Annotated in this window: 15 protein-coding genes and 1 pseudogene; 8 read left to right on the forward strand and 8 right to left on the reverse strand. The window is 69.2% G+C overall.

The window, feature by feature from the left end:
• The first annotated feature begins 200 nt into the window (after nt 1-200).
• Complete coding sequence (locus tag BU28_RS24000; protein ID WP_036763847.1) at nt 201-1,061, forward strand: DUF4167 domain-containing protein; 861 nt, start codon at nt 201-203, stop codon at nt 1,059-1,061.
• Between the two features lie 3 nt (nt 1,062-1,064).
• Here the strand turns inward: BU28_RS24000 and rsmA are convergent, their stop codons facing one another.
• From rsmA to lptF, 6 genes are all read right to left on the reverse strand, one after another.
• The gene (rsmA, locus tag BU28_RS0120435; protein WP_028721074.1) at nt 1,065-1,913 is read right to left on the reverse strand and encodes a 16S rRNA (adenine(1518)-N(6)/adenine(1519)-N(6))-dimethyltransferase RsmA; all 849 of its coding nucleotides are present in this window, start codon (nt 1,911-1,913) and stop codon (nt 1,065-1,067) included.
• On the reverse strand, nt 1,910-2,884 hold the full coding sequence (pdxA, locus tag BU28_RS0120440; protein WP_028721075.1) for a 4-hydroxythreonine-4-phosphate dehydrogenase PdxA: 975 nt from the start codon (nt 2,882-2,884) through the stop codon (nt 1,910-1,912). Before pdxA ends, rsmA begins: the two co-directional genes overlap by 4 nt.
• Before the next feature lie 93 nt (nt 2,885-2,977).
• Nucleotides 2,978-4,264, reverse strand: a complete 1,287-nt coding sequence (locus BU28_RS0120445; RefSeq protein ID WP_028721076.1) for a peptidylprolyl isomerase — start codon at nt 4,262-4,264, stop codon at nt 2,978-2,980.
• A gap of 30 nt (nt 4,265-4,294) precedes the next feature.
• Nucleotides 4,295-6,688: an LPS-assembly protein LptD gene (locus BU28_RS0120450; protein WP_028721077.1), complete on the reverse strand. Its 2,394-nt coding sequence runs from the start codon at nt 6,686-6,688 to the stop codon at nt 4,295-4,297.
• Nucleotides 6,688-7,809, reverse strand: a complete 1,122-nt coding sequence (gene lptG, locus BU28_RS0120455) for an LPS export ABC transporter permease LptG (protein WP_028721078.1) — start codon at nt 7,807-7,809, stop codon at nt 6,688-6,690. The genes BU28_RS0120450 and lptG overlap by 1 nt, the downstream gene beginning before the upstream one ends.
• On the reverse strand, nt 7,806-8,948 hold the full coding sequence (lptF, locus tag BU28_RS0120460; protein ID WP_028721079.1) for an LPS export ABC transporter permease LptF: 1,143 nt from the start codon (nt 8,946-8,948) through the stop codon (nt 7,806-7,808). Before lptF ends, lptG begins: the two co-directional genes overlap by 4 nt.
• Nucleotides 8,949-9,077: 129 nt before the next feature.
• On the opposite strand from lptF, the gene BU28_RS0120465 reads away from it, so the two are divergent.
• Both BU28_RS0120465 and BU28_RS0120470 read left to right on the forward strand, forming a co-directional pair.
• Nucleotides 9,078-10,694: a leucyl aminopeptidase gene (locus BU28_RS0120465; protein ID WP_028721080.1), complete on the forward strand. Its 1,617-nt coding sequence runs from the start codon at nt 9,078-9,080 to the stop codon at nt 10,692-10,694.
• Complete coding sequence (locus BU28_RS0120470) at nt 10,694-11,143, forward strand: DNA polymerase III subunit chi (protein WP_028721081.1); 450 nt, start codon at nt 10,694-10,696, stop codon at nt 11,141-11,143. The genes BU28_RS0120465 and BU28_RS0120470 overlap by 1 nt, the downstream gene beginning before the upstream one ends.
• Before the next feature lie 83 nt (nt 11,144-11,226).
• Here the strand turns inward: BU28_RS0120470 and BU28_RS0120475 are convergent, their stop codons facing one another.
• Complete coding sequence (locus BU28_RS0120475; RefSeq protein ID WP_028721082.1) at nt 11,227-11,802, reverse strand: retropepsin-like aspartic protease family protein; 576 nt, start codon at nt 11,800-11,802, stop codon at nt 11,227-11,229.
• A complete protein-coding gene (locus tag BU28_RS0120480) occupies nt 11,802-12,428 on the reverse strand; it encodes a MarC family protein (protein ID WP_028721083.1) in 627 nt (208 codons plus the stop codon). Before BU28_RS0120480 ends, BU28_RS0120475 begins: the two co-directional genes overlap by 1 nt.
• A gap of 139 nt (nt 12,429-12,567) precedes the next feature.
• Here BU28_RS0120480 and BU28_RS26900 point away from each other — a divergent pair.
• The 5 genes and pseudogenes from BU28_RS26900 to BU28_RS0120505 all read left to right on the forward strand — a co-directional run.
• A pseudogene (locus BU28_RS26900) lies at nt 12,568-12,750 on the forward strand (twin-arginine translocase TatA/TatE family subunit); the annotation flags it as partial.
• A gap of 138 nt (nt 12,751-12,888) precedes the next feature.
• Nucleotides 12,889-13,344 (forward strand): Sec-independent protein translocase protein TatB, encoded by a 456-nt coding sequence (tatB, locus tag BU28_RS0120490; protein ID WP_028721085.1) that lies wholly within the window; start codon nt 12,889-12,891, stop codon nt 13,342-13,344.
• Nucleotides 13,345-13,366: 22 nt separating this feature from the next.
• The gene (gene tatC / locus BU28_RS0120495; protein WP_028721086.1) at nt 13,367-14,230 is read left to right on the forward strand and encodes a twin-arginine translocase subunit TatC; all 864 of its coding nucleotides are present in this window, start codon (nt 13,367-13,369) and stop codon (nt 14,228-14,230) included.
• The gene (locus BU28_RS0120500; protein WP_028721087.1) at nt 14,223-15,065 is read left to right on the forward strand and encodes an ATP-binding protein; all 843 of its coding nucleotides are present in this window, start codon (nt 14,223-14,225) and stop codon (nt 15,063-15,065) included. Before tatC ends, BU28_RS0120500 begins: the two co-directional genes overlap by 8 nt.
• Nucleotides 15,066-15,600: 535 nt before the next feature.
• Nucleotides 15,601-16,722, forward strand: a complete 1,122-nt coding sequence (locus tag BU28_RS0120505) for a hypothetical protein (RefSeq protein ID WP_233145028.1) — start codon at nt 15,601-15,603, stop codon at nt 16,720-16,722.
• The last annotated feature ends 12 nt before the right edge of the window (nt 16,723-16,734 follow it).

Genomic DNA, 16,734 nt, shown 5'->3' on the forward strand with positions numbered 1-16,734 from the left:
GCGCTTGTCAGCCCGGTCTGGGGATGCTTAGTGAACGGTGTGACGGGGGCGTAGCCGCCCACGCACGGGTCAGTTGCCCTCAGCCTTCATCGGTCAAATGGGATATCGGGCTTAGCTCCGCTTCTGAACTGGCACCTGCTGCACGATATGACCCCAACCAGAGCCGGCCTGTAGCCGTGCCACCAATTGACAATAAGCTGATGAGATCATCCAAATCCCGTTCGCGTAACAAGTCGAACCGCCAACGCACGCTTGGGAACGTGGTCAACCGCGTTTTCGACTCTTCGGGTCCCGAGGGCAAGGTTCGCGGCACGCCCCAGCAGATCATTGAAAAGTACCTGACGCTGGCGCGCGATGCCCAGCTGTCGAACGACCGGGTTGCCGAGCAGAGCTTCCTTCAGCACGCCGAACACTATACCCGGATGCTGGGCGAGGCGCAGCGCGAGCAGGCCGAGCGCCAAGGCCACCAGAACGGCCAGCCGCGCGACGAGGATCGCGACGACGGCCATCAGGGTGAGTCCGGCCAGTCGTGGAGCGGCCAGAACGGCCACCGTGCCGAACGCGCCGACGACAATCGCGGCGACCGGGGCGAAAACCGCCAGGAGGGCCGGGGCGAAAACCGCCGCGAGCAGCGCCGCGACGACCGCCGGGACGATCGGCGCGACAGCAATCGCGAGGCGCGGGAACAGCGTGAGCCGCGCGAGGACCGCCAGCCCGCCCGCGCCGAGCGCCAACCCGAGCCGCAGCCGGAACTGGGCCTGCCTCCGGTGATCGCCACCGAAGAGGCGGCCGGTCCGGTCGATACGCCGGAATCCACCGCGCGTCCCGAACCGGCCCCCGAAGCCGCACCCGCGCCCGTCGAGCCGCAACCGGCCGAGCCGCAGCCTGCTGCACCCGCCGCCAAGGAGACGGCCGAGGCTGCCCCGGCCGAGGAAGCGCCCGCCCCGCGTCGCCGCACGCGCAGCACCACGGCGGCAGCGCCCGGCGCGGCGCCCCGCACGCGGCGCAAGCCTGCTGCCTCGGCCGAAAAGCCTGCGGCGGAAAAAGCCTCGGGCGAATAAGGATCAGCGCGGCGCGGCGGCCAACAGCCGCGCCAGCGCGCAGAACTGTTCCAGCCCGATCTCCTCGGCCCGCGCGGTGGGGGCAATCCCCGCCTCGACCAGCAAGTCCTCGATCGCCGGATGCAGCCCTTTCAGCGAGGCGCGCAGCATCTTGCGCCGCTGGTTGAAGCCCGCCGCCACCACCCGGTTCAGCACCGCCGCATCGGCGGGATAGCGCGGCTCGGGCAGCGCGGTCAGATGCACGACCGAGGAATGGATCTTGGGCGCGGGCACGAAGGCCTCGGGTGGCAGGGTCATCACGATTTTCGCGTCGCTGCGCCATTGCGCCAGGACCGCCAGCCGGCCATAGGCCTTGCCGCCGGGCCGGGCCACGATGCGCTCGGCCACTTCCTTCTGGAACATCAGCGTCAGAGATTCCCAGAACGGCGGCCATTGCGGCGGCGTCAGCCAGCGGATCAGCAACTCGGTGCCGACATTGTAGGGCAGGTTGGCGCAAATGCGGATCGGCGGCGTCAGATGCGCCAGCGGGTCGATTTCCAGCGCGTCGCCGTGGATCACCTCCAGCCGGCCCGGATAGGCTTCGGCGATCTCGGCCAGTGCGGGCAGGGCGCGGTCGTCCTTTTCGATGGCGAGCACCCGGCGCGCGCCCTCGGCCAGCAACCCCCGGGTCAGGCCGCCGGGGCCGGGGCCGACCTCGATCACATCGCAGCCGGTCAGGTCGCCGGCGGCGCGGGCGATCTTGGCGGTCAGGTTCAGGTCCAGCAGGAAATTCTGGCCCAACTGCTTTTTCGCCCGCAAGTCGTGGCGCGCGATGACCTCGCGCAGCGGCGGCAGCCCGTCGATCGCGCTCATGCCTGCCGCCGCCCGGCCATGTCCCAGGCCATGCGCAGCGCGGCGATGACGCTGCCGGCCTCGGCCAGGCCTTTTCCTGCGATGTCAAAGGCGGTGCCGTGATCGGGCGATGTGCGCACGAACGGCAGGCCCAGCGTCACGTTCACCCCGCCGGCGAAATCCAGCGTCTTGATCGGAATCAGCGCCTGGTCGTGATAGGCGCAAAGCGCCGCGTCGTAGCGCGCCCGTGCCGGGGCATGGAACATCGTGTCGGCCGGCAGCGGCCCGGCCAGGTCAAGCCCTTCGGCGCGCAGGCGCGCGATCAGGGGGGCGATCCAGGCCATCTCCTCGGTCCCCATGACCCCGTTTTCGCCCGCATGGGGGTTCAGCCCGGCCACTGCCAGGCGGGGCATGTCGATGCCGAAGTCCCGGCGTAAGGCAGCGTCGGTAATGCGCACCGCCTGTTCCAGCACCTCGGGGGTCAGGGCGCGTGGCACCTCGGACAGGGGAATGTGGATCGTCACCGGCACCACCCGGCAGGGCGGCTCGACGGCGGTCGAGGCCAGCATCATGACCACGGGCACATCCCCAGCCAGATGGGCCAGATATTCGGTATGGCCGGGAAAGGCGAATGCCGCCCCGTGCTTCAGCGCCTCCTTGCTGATCGGCAGGGTGCAGATGCCGCCCGCCTCGCCCCGCATCGCCAGATCGACGGCGCGGGCGATGACCGCGACGACGCCCGCCGCATTGGCCGGCTCGGGGCGACCCGGCACGGCCGGCCCGGCGAAATCATGGCGCAGGACGGGCAGGACACCCGCCGCGACCGGCTCGCGCAGATCGTGGACCTCGGCCCAGGCGGTTCCGGCGGGCAGATGGCGCGGATCGCCCAGAAAGACAAAGGGCACGCCGGCGGCAAGGGCCTTGGGCGCAAGCTCGGGTCCGACGCCGGCCGGTTCGCCGCAGGTCAGGATGATGGGGCGCGGCTTTTGCATGGGTTCCTGTCCAGATGTCCCGGGTCGTCCATGGGCGCTGCCATCGGTCCAGAGGCCAATCGACAACGGGAAAGGCTTCGGTCCGGCCTTGCCTCAGGGCCGGCGGATGATCGCATTGGCGCGCAGTTCCGCCAGATGGCTTTCCGCGGCCTGCCCGACCTTGCGGTTGAAGATCTGGTTGCGCACCTCTTCCCGCGCGGGCAGGGCCGCCGGGTCGGGCTGGGCCGGTTCCTCGCCCGGCGCGGTCGCGACCGGACGGGGCGGGGCATTGGCCAGCAGGGCCGGCGTGCGCTTGCACAGCATCAGCAGGGTGACGGCGGCTCCGCCCTCGGTGATGAGGGTGGATTCGTTGTCGTCCAGCACCGCCAGCCGGATCGCGTCGCCGGTCGGGATCTGGCCCTGCGGCAGGCTCTGGCGCTGGATCTGTTCCGGCGGCAGGCCGCGGGCGTGGACGAACAGGTCCGCGCAGGTATCCGACAGAGCGGCGATGCGCGCGGCATCCTGCCGGTTGGCAAGGCGGAAACGGACATAGTCCAGAATCTGCTCCTCGGCCCCCGGACGCAGGGTGCCCTGGGTGCCGCGCAGATAGAACAGGACGACCGCGCCCGGAACCTGCAGGGGCTGGCTGACCTGGCCGGGCTGCATCTGCAGCAGGATCGGGCGCAGCGCTGGGGGCAGGTTTGCCAAGGGCGTCGTGGGCAGGCGGCCGCCGCGCTCGGCCGAAGGGGTTGCCGAATACTGCTGCGCGAAGCGGGCGAAATCCGCCTCGCTGCGGGTCTGGGCCACGATGCGTTCGGCCAGCGCGTTGGCCTGCGCCTCTTGTCCCGCGGGGGCGGGGATGATCAGTTCCGACAGCGACACGCCGGTGACCTGGGGCGTGGCGATGATGCGGCCCATTTCGCGGTCGACCTCGGCGTCGGTGACGCGCACCAGGCCGATCAGGTGCTGGCGCACGAATTCCCGCCACAGGATCCCCGAGACGATGAAATCGTGGAACGTCTGCCGGTCGATCCCGTTCTGCGCCAGCACCTGCACGAACTGGTCGGTGCTCAGGTTGCCGCGCGCCGCGAATTCCTCGAGCCCGGCGTTGATCTGGTCGTCCGACACGTCGATGCCGGCCTGTTTGGCGGCGAATGTCCGCAGCCGGTCATCGATCAGCGCCTTTTCCGCGGCCGCCGCGTCGACGTCGGGCGCGCGCAGGAACTGCATGAAGCGGACGCGCTGGTCCACCTCGTACCGGGTCACGGCCGAATCGTTCACAAAGACCACCGGCCGGAACAGATCGGCCTGCGCCAGCGCCGGAAGCGTGCCCGGACCCGGCACGAACCCCGTGCCCGCCAGAATCGCGGCCATGGCCGCCCCCAGGAAAATTCGCCGCATCAGCTCCCTCGCCGCTTGTTTGGCCGGACCTTAGCGCAGGCAGGCGCGGCGCGCCACCGTTCCCGGACCTGCCGTGCCCTGGCCGAAGCCGCCCAGCCGGATGCCAAGGTCGAAACTCGTGTCCGCCGACAGCGTCTCGGTCGAGGTGAAGCGCCGCTCGACGGACATTTCGACGGTAATGCATTCGTTGCGGTATTCGATGCCCAGTTCGGCCTTCTGGGCGCGGTCCGCGGTGAAATCATAGCGCGCCTCGGCATTGGCCCACCAACCCTGCGCGATCTGCCAGCCCGCCGTCGCGGTCAGTTCCGACACATCCTGGAAACGCTCCTCGCGCGGGTTCGAATCCAGCCACAGATAGCCCGCCGACAGCTGAAGTCCGGGCTTCAGCCAGCCCAGCCGCAATTCGTTCCGGCTGATCGAGAAACTGTCGTCGAACAGCGCCCGGTTGACCAGCGCCAGCCCGTTCGAGCCCTGGTAGTTGGCCGAGAGGAGCCAGTCCGAGCTTTTCGACCCCAGGGGCCCGGTCCCGTCGAAGGACAGGTCGGGCTGGCTGCGAAGCACCCGCCCCGCCGTCAGCCCCAGCGACCAGCCCGCCGGGTCGATCCGGGTCCAGCCCAGGCCGACATTCGCCCGCAGGCCCGATTCCCGCGCGTCCCAGCCCGGAAAGCGGTTCAGCGAGAACAGGTTGCCTTCGTCGAACTCGATCAGGCGGCTGTCCTCGTTCGGCACCTCGTCCTCGGAATCGCGTTCGGGCGACCAGACGACTTGCACGATCGGCTCGATGATCTGGGTGACGCCGTCCTGATGGCGGGCAAAGGGCCAGGCCAGTTGCGCGGCCAGCGTCGGGTCGGCGCGCGCAACCCAGTCCTCGTACCGGCTGTCCTGATTGATGCGATAGAAATCCGCGTCCAGTCGCGTCTCGATGGTGCCGACGACGCCCATCGGCAGGATCTCGGTCCGCTGCCAGTCCATCGCGACCGAGCCGCGCGCCATGTCGCGGCCGACGATGTCCTGCTGGGACGAGCGGCGGTGCGCGTGCAGCGACCATTCCATGCTGGCCAGCCCGCCGATCCGGCCCGGCTGCCAGCGCCGCTGCCACAGGGCGTCGGCCACGATCGAGGGCGTGATGTCGTCGGGTTCGTCGTCGCGCAGCGATTCGTAATTGCCGATCCGCGCCGTCACCATCCGGTCGCGCACCACCCGGTCCAGGGTGATCCCGCTCCACAGCCGGTCGGCGTCGGTGATGTCGTAGTCCAGCAGATAGGCGCGGTCCTTGGCCATCTGCAGCTGGACGCCCAGCTGATAGCCGCGCGGCAGTTCGAAGCGCGCCGCGCCGAACAGATAGCCGCGCGTCTCGCCGGGTTCGATGTCGTCGCGGGTCAGCGCGCCGTTCAGCTCCAGCGCGCCGTTGCTGAACGCCTGGCGATAGCGCATCTCCAGCGTCGAGGTGCGGCTCGCGGCGACATAGGGCGTCAGCGTCACGTCGGCATGATCGCCCAGCGTGACGAAATAAGGCAGCTTGATGCCCGGCCCCAGGCTTGATGTGGTGCGAAAGCGCGGCTGCAGAAAGCCGGTCATCCGTTCGACCGTGGGATCGGGCGCGGTCAGGCTGGGCAGGCTGACGATGGGCAGGCCAAAGGCGCGCAGCTGCGGCTGGTCGAAGCGCAGCGTGCGGGTCTGTGCGTCATGGGTGATGGCGTGGGCGCGGATTTCCCACAGCGGAATCGGATTTTCGGCGCAGACCTGGCAGCTTGAGGCGACGACGTTCTGCATCACGGTCAGCCGGCCGTTGTCCTTGCGCTGCATCTGGCGCGCGGCCAGTTGCATCTCGCGCGCCAGCACCAGGCGCGCACCGCGCAGGATGCCGTCCTGAAGGTTCGGGTCAAGCTGGGCGCTGTCGGCGACGACGATGGTTTCGTCGGGCGTGCCCCGGCGGGCGGGCTGGGTCAGGTGGATCGGCCCCTCGATCACCGCGCCGCCGTTCTGGCTGTCATAGATCACGCGCGATGCGATCAGCCGCGTGCCCCGGTACCAGATCACCACCCCGCCCGATGCCGTCAGCCGCCGGTCCCCGTCCAGCGTCACGCTGTCGGCCAGCACCGTCGCGGGCGCGCCTTCGGCCGGCTCGGCAGAGGGCGCGATGCGCACGCGGGCCGGGCTCGGGGCGATGCGGGGGGTCTGGCTCGCCTCGGTCCCGTCGGCAAAGCGCTGGTCGCCGTCGGGCGATTCCGTGGGGGCAAGCGCGGGCCCGCTGTCCGAACCGCGCAGGAAATCGCCCGAGTCGTCATAGACGGGCAGGGTCTGGCCTTCGGGCGCAAGGCTTTGCCCCCAGGCCGGCACCCAGGCGGCCGAGGCCCCCAGCATCCAGGCTGCGCCCATCGCCGCGGCGGCGCCCTGCCGAAACCGTTGCGGTCCTGCCGTCATCAACCGTCCTCCAGCCGCAGAAGCGCGCCAAGCGCAAAAAGCAGCGCCACGATGGGCGGCGCCCAGCCGGCAAGCGCCGGAGGGATGCCGCCGTTGTCGCCCAGCACCTGCGCCAGATTGCGCAGGAAGAACAGCCCGATGCCGCAGCCAAAGGCGCCCAGCACCAAAAGCCCCATCTTGCGCCCGCGCATGTGGCGCATGGCGAAGACGGCCGAGATCGCCACCATGGCCGCCATCAGCAGGGGCAGGGCCAGTTCCATCTGGAACCAGACCTTGTGGCGCTGCGCCGAAAAGCCCGCGCGCTCCAGCCCGCCGATGAAATCGGGCAACTGCCAGATCGGGATCGCCTCGGGGCGGCCGAAGCTGTCGCGGATGCGCGCGGCGGTCAGTTCGGTCGGCAGTTCCAGCCGGGCGGTGCTGCGGGCCATCGCCTCGGGGTTCGATTCCGTCAGCGGCCATTCCTTGATGTTGCTCAACTGCCAGGCGCCGTCCGCCAGCCGCGCCTCGGCCGCGTCGATGCGGCGGGTGGGGCCCTGGTCGGGGGCAAAGACCATGAAGGTTGCGTCGTAAAGCGTTGTCGCGTCCGGGCTGGCGCGGCTGGCGCGGATCACCACCTGGCCGCGGGGCGCGTCGTTCCCCGCGCCGGGGGTCAGCAGCGACTGGCGCAGCCAGACCGCGCTGTTGCCCAGGCTGACGGTCTGGCCGTGGTCGCTGCGGATGGCCGAGACGGCGTCGTCGTAGCGCTTCGTCGTGGCCGCCGCCATCGGGTTCAGGACCGCGACCGCAAGCGCGCCCAGCAGCGCCGCGGTGACGGCAGGCGCCGCCAGCACCCGCAGCCCCGACCGCCCCGAGGCGCGGATCGCCACCAGTTCGGAACTGCGCGACAGGCCAAGGAACAGGGCGATGCCCGCCAGCACGGTGATCAGCGGCAGGATGGAATAGAAGCTTGCGGTGATGTTCAGCGCCGACAGGCCGGCCGCGCCGATCAGCCCCATGTCCTGGTCCGAAAAGCGGCGGATCTGTTCGACCACGTCGATCAGGAACAGGATCGCGGCAAAGATCGCGGCGATCATGACGAACATGCGCAGGAAGCGGCGCGCGACATAGGCGGACAGGATCATGGCGCGGCCCCGCCGGTCTGGCTGGCTCCGCGCCGCAGCCGCCGGGGCCGGACGGCCAGCCACAGGACGGCGGCGCAGATCAGCGCCCCCACCACCGGCGGCAGATAGATCAGCGGCCAACGCGAGGCATCCTGCGCCACCTGGCTTTCCGCCGCCGTGCCCAGGAACTGCACGAAGATCAGCGCGAGCACCGCCCAGACCACCTGGCGCCAGACGCCAAAGCGGCTGAACCCCCCAAGCAGCAGCATGGCAAAGCCCAGCATGGCCGCCACCGGCGCCTGCAGGGGCTTGGCCAGCCGGTCGTGTGCCTCGGCCGCGGCGCGGTCGGCGGTCGATCCGGTCGCCTCGAGCAGCGCCGCGTCGCCCCGCAGAAGCTGGGGCGTCGAATAGGCGCGCAGGTCGCGCCGCCGCGTCTCTCCGGGCTGGACCAGGATGCCCAGGTCATAGGCCAGCTCGTCGAAGCGCGTCACCGACAGGCGCTGCTGCCCGCCTTCCAGCCGCAGGTTCTGCGCCATGCCCTGCATCAGGACCAGCCGGGGGCCGTCCTCGGTCCTGACCAGCAGGGCCTGGGTGGCGGTGTAGGTCGTCTGGTTCCGGGGGTTGCGCGCATCCTCGAGGAAGAAGTCCAGCAGACGGCCGTCGGCCGCGATGTCCCTGATGTAAAGCGTCACCCCGTCGACCGGGTACTGAAAGGCGCCGGCGCGCAGGAACTGCGCGGTGACGTTCTGGGCGATCTCGGTCTGGCGGTCGGCCAGGCGGCCGCGCGCCAAGGGCACCAGCGCATGGACCAGAAACGCCACCATCAGCGCGACCAGCACGCCAAAGACCAGCACCGGGCGCGCCAGCCGCCAAGGCGACATGCCCGCCGCCTGCATCGCCACCAGTTCGGATTCCGACGACAGCCGGTTGGTGCCATAGGCGGTGGCGGCAAAGGCCGCGATGGGCAGGACGACGGAAATCACCAGCGGCAGCGTCAGGGCCGTGAACTCCAGCACGACCAGCGCGGTCTGCCCGTCCGAGATCAGCTGCTCGAACAGCGACACGGCCCGGTTGATCCAGTAGACCGACACCAGCACCAGCGCAAAGAACCCGAACAACGTCAGGAACTGCGACAGAAGATAGCGGTCGATCCGGGGCATGATGGCTTTCGCGCGGGGTCTGTCCGGCCTGCTTAGCCGCTGTGCCGGCTTTGGAAAAGCCCCGCCTCTGGTCAACCGCTCGCCGCGGCACTAGTTTTCGCCGACAGAGCCTTTCAGGGAGCAACGAACATGAGCCGTCCGGTCGAAATATCCTTTACCGCCATCGCAAACGAGGGGCTTGCCGAGCGCGCGGGGCGGATCGCCATCCTGGTTCCCGAAAACGGTCGCCTGCCTTCGGGCCTGCCGCGCGCCGCGCGCGAGGCGGCGTCGCGGGCGCTGGCCTCGGAGGCGTGGAAGGGCACGAAGCCCGGCCAGGCGCTGGAACTGGCCTTTCCCGCCGGCATGGCGGCCGAGGCGCTGCAACTGATCGCCCTGCCGCGCCGCGCCGATGCGCTGACCGCGCGCAAGGCCGGCGCCGCCATCGGCGCGCGCCACGGCAAGGCCGAGCTGACCGTGCTGGCGGGCGATCACCCCCATGCGGCCGAGGTCGCGCTGGGGCTGGCCCTGCGGGCCTATGATTTCTCGGCCTACAAGACCGCCAGGACCGAGCCGGCCGCCGGCGGCGACCTGCCGGCCGAACCGCCGGTGTCGCTGTCGCGCACCGGCGCGGCCGAGGATGCGCGGCTGTCCGACGCCGCCACCCCGGACGAACCCGAAACCGGCGCCGCGCCCGGCGTGACGCCGCGTGGCAAGGTTTGCTTCATGCACAAGGACCCCGAGGAACTGGCCCGCAAGGCCAGGGCCGGCGCGGCGCGCGCCGAGGGCGTGTTCTTTACCCGCGACCTGGTGAACGAGCCGGCGAACGTCCTGACCACCAGCGATTTCGCCGACCGGCTGCTGGCGATGCGCGAGCTGGGCCTGGAGGTCGAGGTGCTGGACGAGGACGAACTGGCCCGGCTGGGCCTGCGCGCCCTGCTGGCGGTCGGGCAGGGTTCGGAAACCCCCTCCAAGGTCGTGGTGATGCGCTGGCAGGGCGGCGGGGACGAGCCGCCGCTGGCGCTGGTCGGCAAGGGCGTGGTGTTCGACACGGGCGGCATTTCCATCAAGCCTGCCGCCGGCATGGAGGAGATGACCATGGACATGGGCGGCGCGGGCGTCGTCGCGGGCGTCATGCGCACCCTGGCGCTGCGCCGGGCGCGCGCCAATGTCGTGGGCCTGGTCGGGCTGGTCGAGAACATGCCCGACGGCCGCGCCCAGCGTCCGGGCGACATCGTGCGTTCGATGAAGGGCGACACGATCGAGGTCATCAACACCGATGCCGAGGGCCGGCTCGTGCTGGCGGACGTGCTGTGGTATGCGCAGGACCGCTTCAAGCCCAGGGCCATTGTCGATCTGGCGACCCTGACCGGCGCGGTCATCATCGCGCTGGGGCACGACAACGCCGGGGTGTTTTCCAACGACGACGCCTTTGCCGACCGCTTCCTGGCCGCCGCGCGGGCCGAGGGCGAAGGCGCCTGGCGGCTGCCGCTGGGCCCGTCCTACGACAAGCTGATCGATTCGCGGCTGGCCGACATCAAGAACACCGGCGGCCGGCCGGCAGGCTCGATCACCGCGGCGCAGTTCCTGCAACGCTTCGTGCGCGAAGGCACGCCCTGGATCCATCTCGACATCGCCGGCGTGGCGCTGCCGCCGGGCGAGACGCCGATGGCGCCCAAGGGCGCGACGGGCTGGGGGGTGATGGCACTGGATCGCCTGGTGCGCGACGATTTCGAGGCAGCGGGCCCCGCCGATCAGGCGCAGGGCTGATGGGCTCGGCCCTGTTCTATCACCTTACCCGTTCGGGGCCCGAGCGGCTGTTGCCGATGCTGATCGGCAAGAGCCTGCAGGCCGGCTGGCGGATCGAGTTGCGGGGCAGGGACCGCGCGCGCCAGGTCGCGCTGGACGAAGTCCTTTGGCTGGGCGAGGGGTTTCTGCCCCACGGTCTGGCCGGCGGGCCGCATGATGCGCGCCAGCCCGTCCTGCTGACCGTCGAGGGCCAGCCCGCCGCCAATGCGGCACGCTGCCTGATCGCGGTGGACGGGGCCCAGGTGTCGGGTGCCGAGGTCGCGGCGCTGGAGCGCGCCTGCATCCTGTTCGACGGCAACGACCCGGAAGCGCTAGAGCGCGCCCGCGCGCAATGGCGCGTGCTGAAGGCCGAGGGGGCGGACGCGGAATACTGGTCCGAGGCCGGCGGGCGCTGGGAACGCAAGCAGTAGGGCCGCATGGGGGGCTTTGCCCCCCGCGTCTTGCGCAGGCGCAAGCCGCTCCCCCCAGGATATTTGGGCAAGAAAGAAGCCTGTCAGCGTTCCAGGATCAGACGATTGCCTTCAATGCTGACGCGGGCAAAGCGCGAGAGATAGGACATGCCCATCAGCGACAGGTCGAGATCCGAGCGCAGGACCACGGCCGGCACGTCGCGTTCGGCGATCTCGCCGATGGTCAGCGAATCGAGCATGACGGTGGCGGTCTGGACCATGCCGTTCGCGGTGCGCGCCTGTCCGACAAAAGCCAGGCTGTCGGGGTCGATGCCGGCGCGTCGGGCGTCGTCCTCGGCCAAGGCGATGGTGGTGGCGCCGGTGTCGATGACAAAGCGCACGGGCTGCCCGTTCACCCGCGCGGTCAGGTGGAAATGGCCGTCGCCGCCCATGGGGACCTCGATGCGGCCCCCTTCGAGCATCCGGGCCTGCGGGGCGACGGCCTGCCGGATGTCGCCCCAGAGCCCGGCGAGCGCGATCACGCCCAGAAAGATCATGGCCCAGGCTGCCGCCAGCCGCAGCGTCTTGCCGGGGCGGGCGCGCAGTTCGAACAGCAGAAAGCCCCCGACGGCGACCAGCAGCAGCACCAGATAGGCCATGCGGCCCAGTTCGTCGCCCATCAGAACAGCCCCGATCCCTTAAGCCCGTCGATCACGAACTGGATCGAAAGTGCGGCCAGCAACATTCCGAACAGCCGCGTGACCACCATGGTTCCCGTCCGGCCCAGCAGATGCGCCAGGGGGCCGGCCAGCGCGAAAAGCATCGCCGCGATGCCCAGCACCGCCAGCATCACCAGGTGCACCATCAGCGTGTGGCCAAGGCCCGGGTCCTCGTTCACCAGCAGGATCATCGTCGCCAGCGCCCCCGGGCCGGCCAGCAGAGGCGTCGCCAGCGGAAAGACCGACGGATCGTCGTGGGTGTCGTGGCCGGGGTCGTCCCGGGTCTGGCCTTCGCGCCGCTCGGTCCGGCGTTCGAACAGCATGTCGAGCGCGGTCAGGAACAGCAGGATCCCTCCCGCGATGCGAAAGGCCGGCAGCGAGATGCCGATGCCCGACAGGATCGCTTCTCCGGCCAGGCCGAACATCGTCAGCAGCCCGGCGGCGATGGCGATGGCGCGCCAGCCCACGCGCCGGCGGCGGGCAGGGTCCATGCCGCGGGTCAGCGCGATGAACAGGGGCGCCAGCCCGACCGGGTCGATGACGACGAAAAGCGTGACGAAGGCGCTGATGATCTGGGTGCTGTCCATGGTGGGCGCAGTATGGACCGGCGGATCGTCCTGCGGTAGACCGATCACGCGTTTGGGGGTTTCCCGCGGGGCCGGCGGCGCCTATATCGGAACAATCTATGCTATGCGCGGCGAAATGCCGTGCCACGGAGGTATCACGATGCACGCACCTTCCCCCATGGCGCTTTTGCTGATCGCAATCGTCGTCCTGGTCCTGTTCGGCCGGGGCAAGGTCTCGTCCCTGATGGGCGAGGTCGGCAAGGGAATCACCGCCTTCAAGAAAGGCGTCAAGGATGGCGCGGAAGAGGACAAGGCCGAGACGCCCGCCCTTGACACGCCCGAAGACATCGCCCGCGCCCGCGCGGAACTGGCGGCCGAGCGCGCCAAGCTGGATGCCGAACGCGCCCGCACCACGGCCGACGGCACGCTGCGCGACGTGACGCCGAACGATCAGACCAAGCTCTGATCGGCCAACCGCACCATGTTTGACGTCGGCTGGAGCGAGCTTCTGCTGATCGGCGTCGTTGCGCTGATCGTCATCGGTCCCGAGGACCTGCCCAAGCTGTTCCACACCATGGGCCGCATCACCGCGCGCGCGCGCAGCATGGCGCGCGAATTCACCAGCGCCATGGAGGATGCGGCGAAATCCTCGGGCCTGGACGAGGCGGCGAAGTCGTTGAAGGAAGTGAACTCGCTAACCTCCAAGCGGAGCCTGGGTCTGGACGCGCTTGAACGCGCCACCGAGCGGTTCGAGAAATGGGACCCGCTGAACCCGCGCGAGGAGGCAAAGCGTGATGCCCCGGTGCCGGATCCGTCCGCGCCGGTCCCGCCCCAGCCCGCGGCGCCCGGCATTGCGGCCCCGGTCGAGGATCCGGGCGACACCGCGGGGGGCAAGCGCCGCCTGCATGCCGTGCGGCGGTCGGACCGCGAATCCTAAGCCCTGACAGGAAAGCATCCCCGTGGTGACGAACTCTGCCAAGTCGGACGACATCGACGATTCCTCGGCTCCGCTGGTCGAGCATCTCAAGGAATTGCGCAGCCGGTTGATCTGGTCGGTGCTGGCCTTTGTCGTGGCCATGGTGCTGTGCTATTTCGTCTGGAACCCGATCTTCGACTTCCTGACCCAGCCGGTCTGCATGGCGCTGGAAAAACGCGGCCAGACCTGTGGGCTGATCCTGCTGAAGATGCAGGAGGGGTTCTTCGTCGCCATGCGGATCGCCTTCTTCGGCGGCTTCGTGCTGGCCTTTCCGGTCGTCGGATACCAGCTGTGGCGTTTCGTCGCGCCGGGGCTTTACCGCACCGAGAAAAACGCGCTGCTGCCGTTCCTGATCGCCTCGCCGGTGATGTTCCTGCTGGGCGCGGCCTTTGCCTACTACATCATCCTGCCCTGGGCTTTCGATTTCTTCCTGGGCTTCCAGCAGGGGCCGCTGGCGCTGCCCGACGATCCCGCGACCGCGGCGGCGCAAGGGGCGGCTGCCGCCGGTGCCGCCAAGGAACCTTGGGCCGGCATCGTCTTTCAGGGCTCGGTCGAGGAATATCTGGCGTTGACCACGAAGTTCATCCTGGCCTTCGGCCTGTCGTTCCAGCTGCCGGTGGCGCTGACGCTGATGGGCAAGGCGGGTCTGGTCAGTTCCGAAGGGTTGGCGAGCGTGCGCCGCTATGCGATCATCGTGATCCTTGTCCTGGCCGCGATGGTGACGCCGCCCGACGTGATCAGCCAGATCGTGCTGTTCAGCGTGATCTATGGGCTTTACGAAGTGTCCATCATTCTGGTCCGCCGGATCGAACGCAAGCGTGCCCTGGAAGAAGAAGCCGATGTCTAGGAAACTGATGACCCGCGTGGCCGAGGCGCTTGAGCGCATCGCGCCTCCGCCCGCGCCCGAACCCAGCTTTACCGAGGCGACTGCCTTTGTCTGGCACCCCGACCCCGACCGGCTGGAGCCGGTGCCCGATGTGGCCCGCGTCGATCTGGTCCAGCTGATCGGCATTGACCGCGCCCGCGACACGCTGCTGGCCAACACGCTGCAATTCGCCCGCGGCCATGCGGCGAACAATGCCCTGCTTTGGGGGTCGCGGGGGATGGGCAAGTCCTCTCTGGTCAAGGCTGTCCATGCCGAGGCCGTGCGTCAGGGCCTGCCCCTGGTGCTGGTCGAGATCGCGCGCGAGGACCTGGGCTCCGTCGGGCGCCTGCTGACGATCCTGGGCAGGGCCAAGGATCGCCGGTTTCTGCTGTTCTCGGACGACCTCTCCTTCAGCCATGACGATACGCAGTACAAGTCGCTGAAGGCGGTGCTGGACGGCGGGATCGCCGGGCGCCCGTCGAACGTGGTGCTTTATGCGACCTCGAACCGGCGTCACCTGATGCCGCGCGACATGATCGACAACGAACGCTCCACCGCGATCCATCCCGGCGAGGCTGTCGAGGAAAAGGTCTCGCTCTCGGATCGGTTCGGGCTGTGGCTGGGCTTTCATCCCTGTTCCCAGGACGAATACCTGGCGATGGTGCGCGGCTATTGCGACGCCTATGGCCTGGACGTCGCCGAGGACGCGCTGCGCGCCGAGGCCATCGAATGGCAGGCGACGCGCGGCGGCCGCTCCGGCCGCGTGGCATGGCAGTTCTTCACCGACCTGGCCGGCCGCAACGGCATCGCCGTCTAAGGCTTTCCTTTGCCGCAGCGCGGCAAGCGAAGGTGGGGGTGCGCTTGCAGGAAAGCCGCCCGTGCCATCGCTGCAAGCAAATCTTGCCAACCGTCGGGTAAGACACGGCTTGCGCTGGTCATAGTTTGCGATTGCTGCAAGAGCAAGTTGCCCGCACAGGCGCAAAATTCCGACAATTTTAGTGAACCAGACAGGTTGCGCCGGAATTCTGATAGGCTAGAAAATTAATAACCGGGTGAGAACAGTGCCCAGCCTCACCCGGTTTCGCCTGAACCTAAGAAGAGAAAATCGTTAACGGCGTAGAAGCAAAATTGCACAGAAAGGCGGGGGGGTGAAACCTGCCTTTTTAGTGAGGTTTTGCTGGTTTTACTCTGCCTTCGGGTGAAAAGCCCGGCATTTCTTCACCCAAACGGGTCAACCTTAAATTGTATAAGGCGCCAGGTGCATTGTATGCAGTTGTGCGCAACATGGCTCTGGCCAGAATCGGCGCAGGCAGCCATATTCTGCACCTGCAAAAACCCCAAAGGGGCATGTCGTGACCAGTATTTCACCCAAGGCGGGTGACGAATCGCACCGTCTGGACCGCGTGGCGCGCCGTGCCGCCCGGCAGGCCGCGAACCAAGCCGCGCGCGAGGAGCGCCGGCTGGCCCGCCAGGCCGAGCGTCGGAGCCGCACTGCGCCCTTCAACATCCTGATCGTGGCCCAGGCCGGGCGCATCGCCCGGCAGGCGGTGCTGTTCGCTGCCAGTCTGCGGCGCAGCGCGCCGGGGTTTCGCGGCCGCCTGATCGTGGCCGAGCCGCGTGCGGAGGCGGCCTGGGCCGGCGCCGAGGTCGCCCTGGACGACGCGACGCGCGCCCTGCTGACCGCCCTTGGCGCCGAGGTGCTGCCCTTTACCGCCCGGCACTTCGGCCGGTCCTATCCCTATGGCAACAAGATCGAGGCGCTGGCCCTGCTGCCCCCGGCCGAGCCCTTCGCCTTTTTCGACAGCGACACGCTGGTGACGGGGCCGTTGGAGCGGCTGGCCGATTTTTCCCGTCCCAGCGCCTCGATGCGCCGGGGCGGCACCTGGCCGCAGCCGCCGCTTTACGGGCCGGACTACGCGGGTATCTGGCGCTCGCTTTACGACCGCTTCGGGCTGGACTTCGAAAGCTCTCTGGACCCCAGCCAATACGACGACCATTGGGAGCGGTATCTGTATTTCAACGCCGGCTGGTTCCTGGGCCCTGATCCGCAGGAATTCGGGCGGCGCTTTCTGGACTGGGCCATTGCCGTGCGCGACGACCCGGGCGAGGCGCTGGCCTGCCAAAGCCTCGACCCCTGGCTGGATCAGATCGTCCTGCCGCTGGTCGTCCATTCCCTGGGCGGCGGGCGCCCGGGCCCTGCGCTTGCGGGCCTTGATGGCGCGCTGACCTGCCATTACCGCGACCTGTCGCTGCTTTATGCGCGCGAGCCGGAGCCCGCGCTGGATCTGCTTGAATCGCTTCTGCAGGACCGCGACATCGCCGCCCTGTTCGCTGAGGATCCGGCCGTCCAGCGCCTGGTGCTGGCGGGCGAGGGGCGGTCGGTCGTCCGTCCCCTGTTCGGCCCCGAGGCGGCGAGCCTGCCCGAACAGCCGATCCGCCAGCGCCTCAAGCGCGCGGGGCTGTGGTTCCGCTAGACGGCCGCAGCC

It is taken from the genome of Paracoccus yeei ATCC BAA-599 (assembly GCF_000622145.1).
Taxonomy (GTDB): domain Bacteria; phylum Pseudomonadota; class Alphaproteobacteria; order Rhodobacterales; family Rhodobacteraceae; genus Paracoccus; species Paracoccus yeei.

Excerpts from the sequence above, each read along its gene's own strand:
- BU28_RS0120480 (WP_028721083.1), bottom strand. The coding sequence starts at position 12,428 with ATGGACAGCACCCAGATCATCAGCGCCTTCGTCACGCTTTTCGTCGTC.
- lptG (WP_028721078.1), bottom strand. The coding sequence starts at position 7,809 with ATGATCCTGTCCGCCTATGTCGCGCGCCGCTTCCTGCGCATGTTCGTC.
- lptF (WP_028721079.1), bottom strand. The coding sequence starts at position 8,948 with ATGCCCCGGATCGACCGCTATCTTCTGTCGCAGTTCCTGACGTTGTTC.
- rsmA (WP_028721074.1), bottom strand. The coding sequence starts at position 1,913 with ATGAGCGCGATCGACGGGCTGCCGCCGCTGCGCGAGGTCATCGCGCGC.
- BU28_RS0120470 (WP_028721081.1), top strand. The coding sequence starts at position 10,694 with ATGGGCTCGGCCCTGTTCTATCACCTTACCCGTTCGGGGCCCGAGCGG.
- BU28_RS24000 (WP_036763847.1), top strand. The coding sequence starts at position 201 with ATGAGATCATCCAAATCCCGTTCGCGTAACAAGTCGAACCGCCAACGC.
- BU28_RS0120475 (WP_028721082.1), bottom strand. The coding sequence starts at position 11,802 with ATGGGCGACGAACTGGGCCGCATGGCCTATCTGGTGCTGCTGCTGGTC.
- BU28_RS0120465 (WP_028721080.1), top strand. The coding sequence starts at position 9,078 with ATGAGCCGTCCGGTCGAAATATCCTTTACCGCCATCGCAAACGAGGGG.
- tatB (WP_028721085.1), top strand. The coding sequence starts at position 12,889 with ATGTTTGACGTCGGCTGGAGCGAGCTTCTGCTGATCGGCGTCGTTGCG.
- BU28_RS0120445 (WP_028721076.1), bottom strand. The coding sequence starts at position 4,264 with ATGCGGCGAATTTTCCTGGGGGCGGCCATGGCCGCGATTCTGGCGGGC.
- BU28_RS0120450 (WP_028721077.1), bottom strand. The coding sequence starts at position 6,688 with ATGACGGCAGGACCGCAACGGTTTCGGCAGGGCGCCGCCGCGGCGATG.
- BU28_RS0120500 (WP_028721087.1), top strand. The coding sequence starts at position 14,223 with ATGTCTAGGAAACTGATGACCCGCGTGGCCGAGGCGCTTGAGCGCATC.
- pdxA (WP_028721075.1), bottom strand. The coding sequence starts at position 2,884 with ATGCAAAAGCCGCGCCCCATCATCCTGACCTGCGGCGAACCGGCCGGC.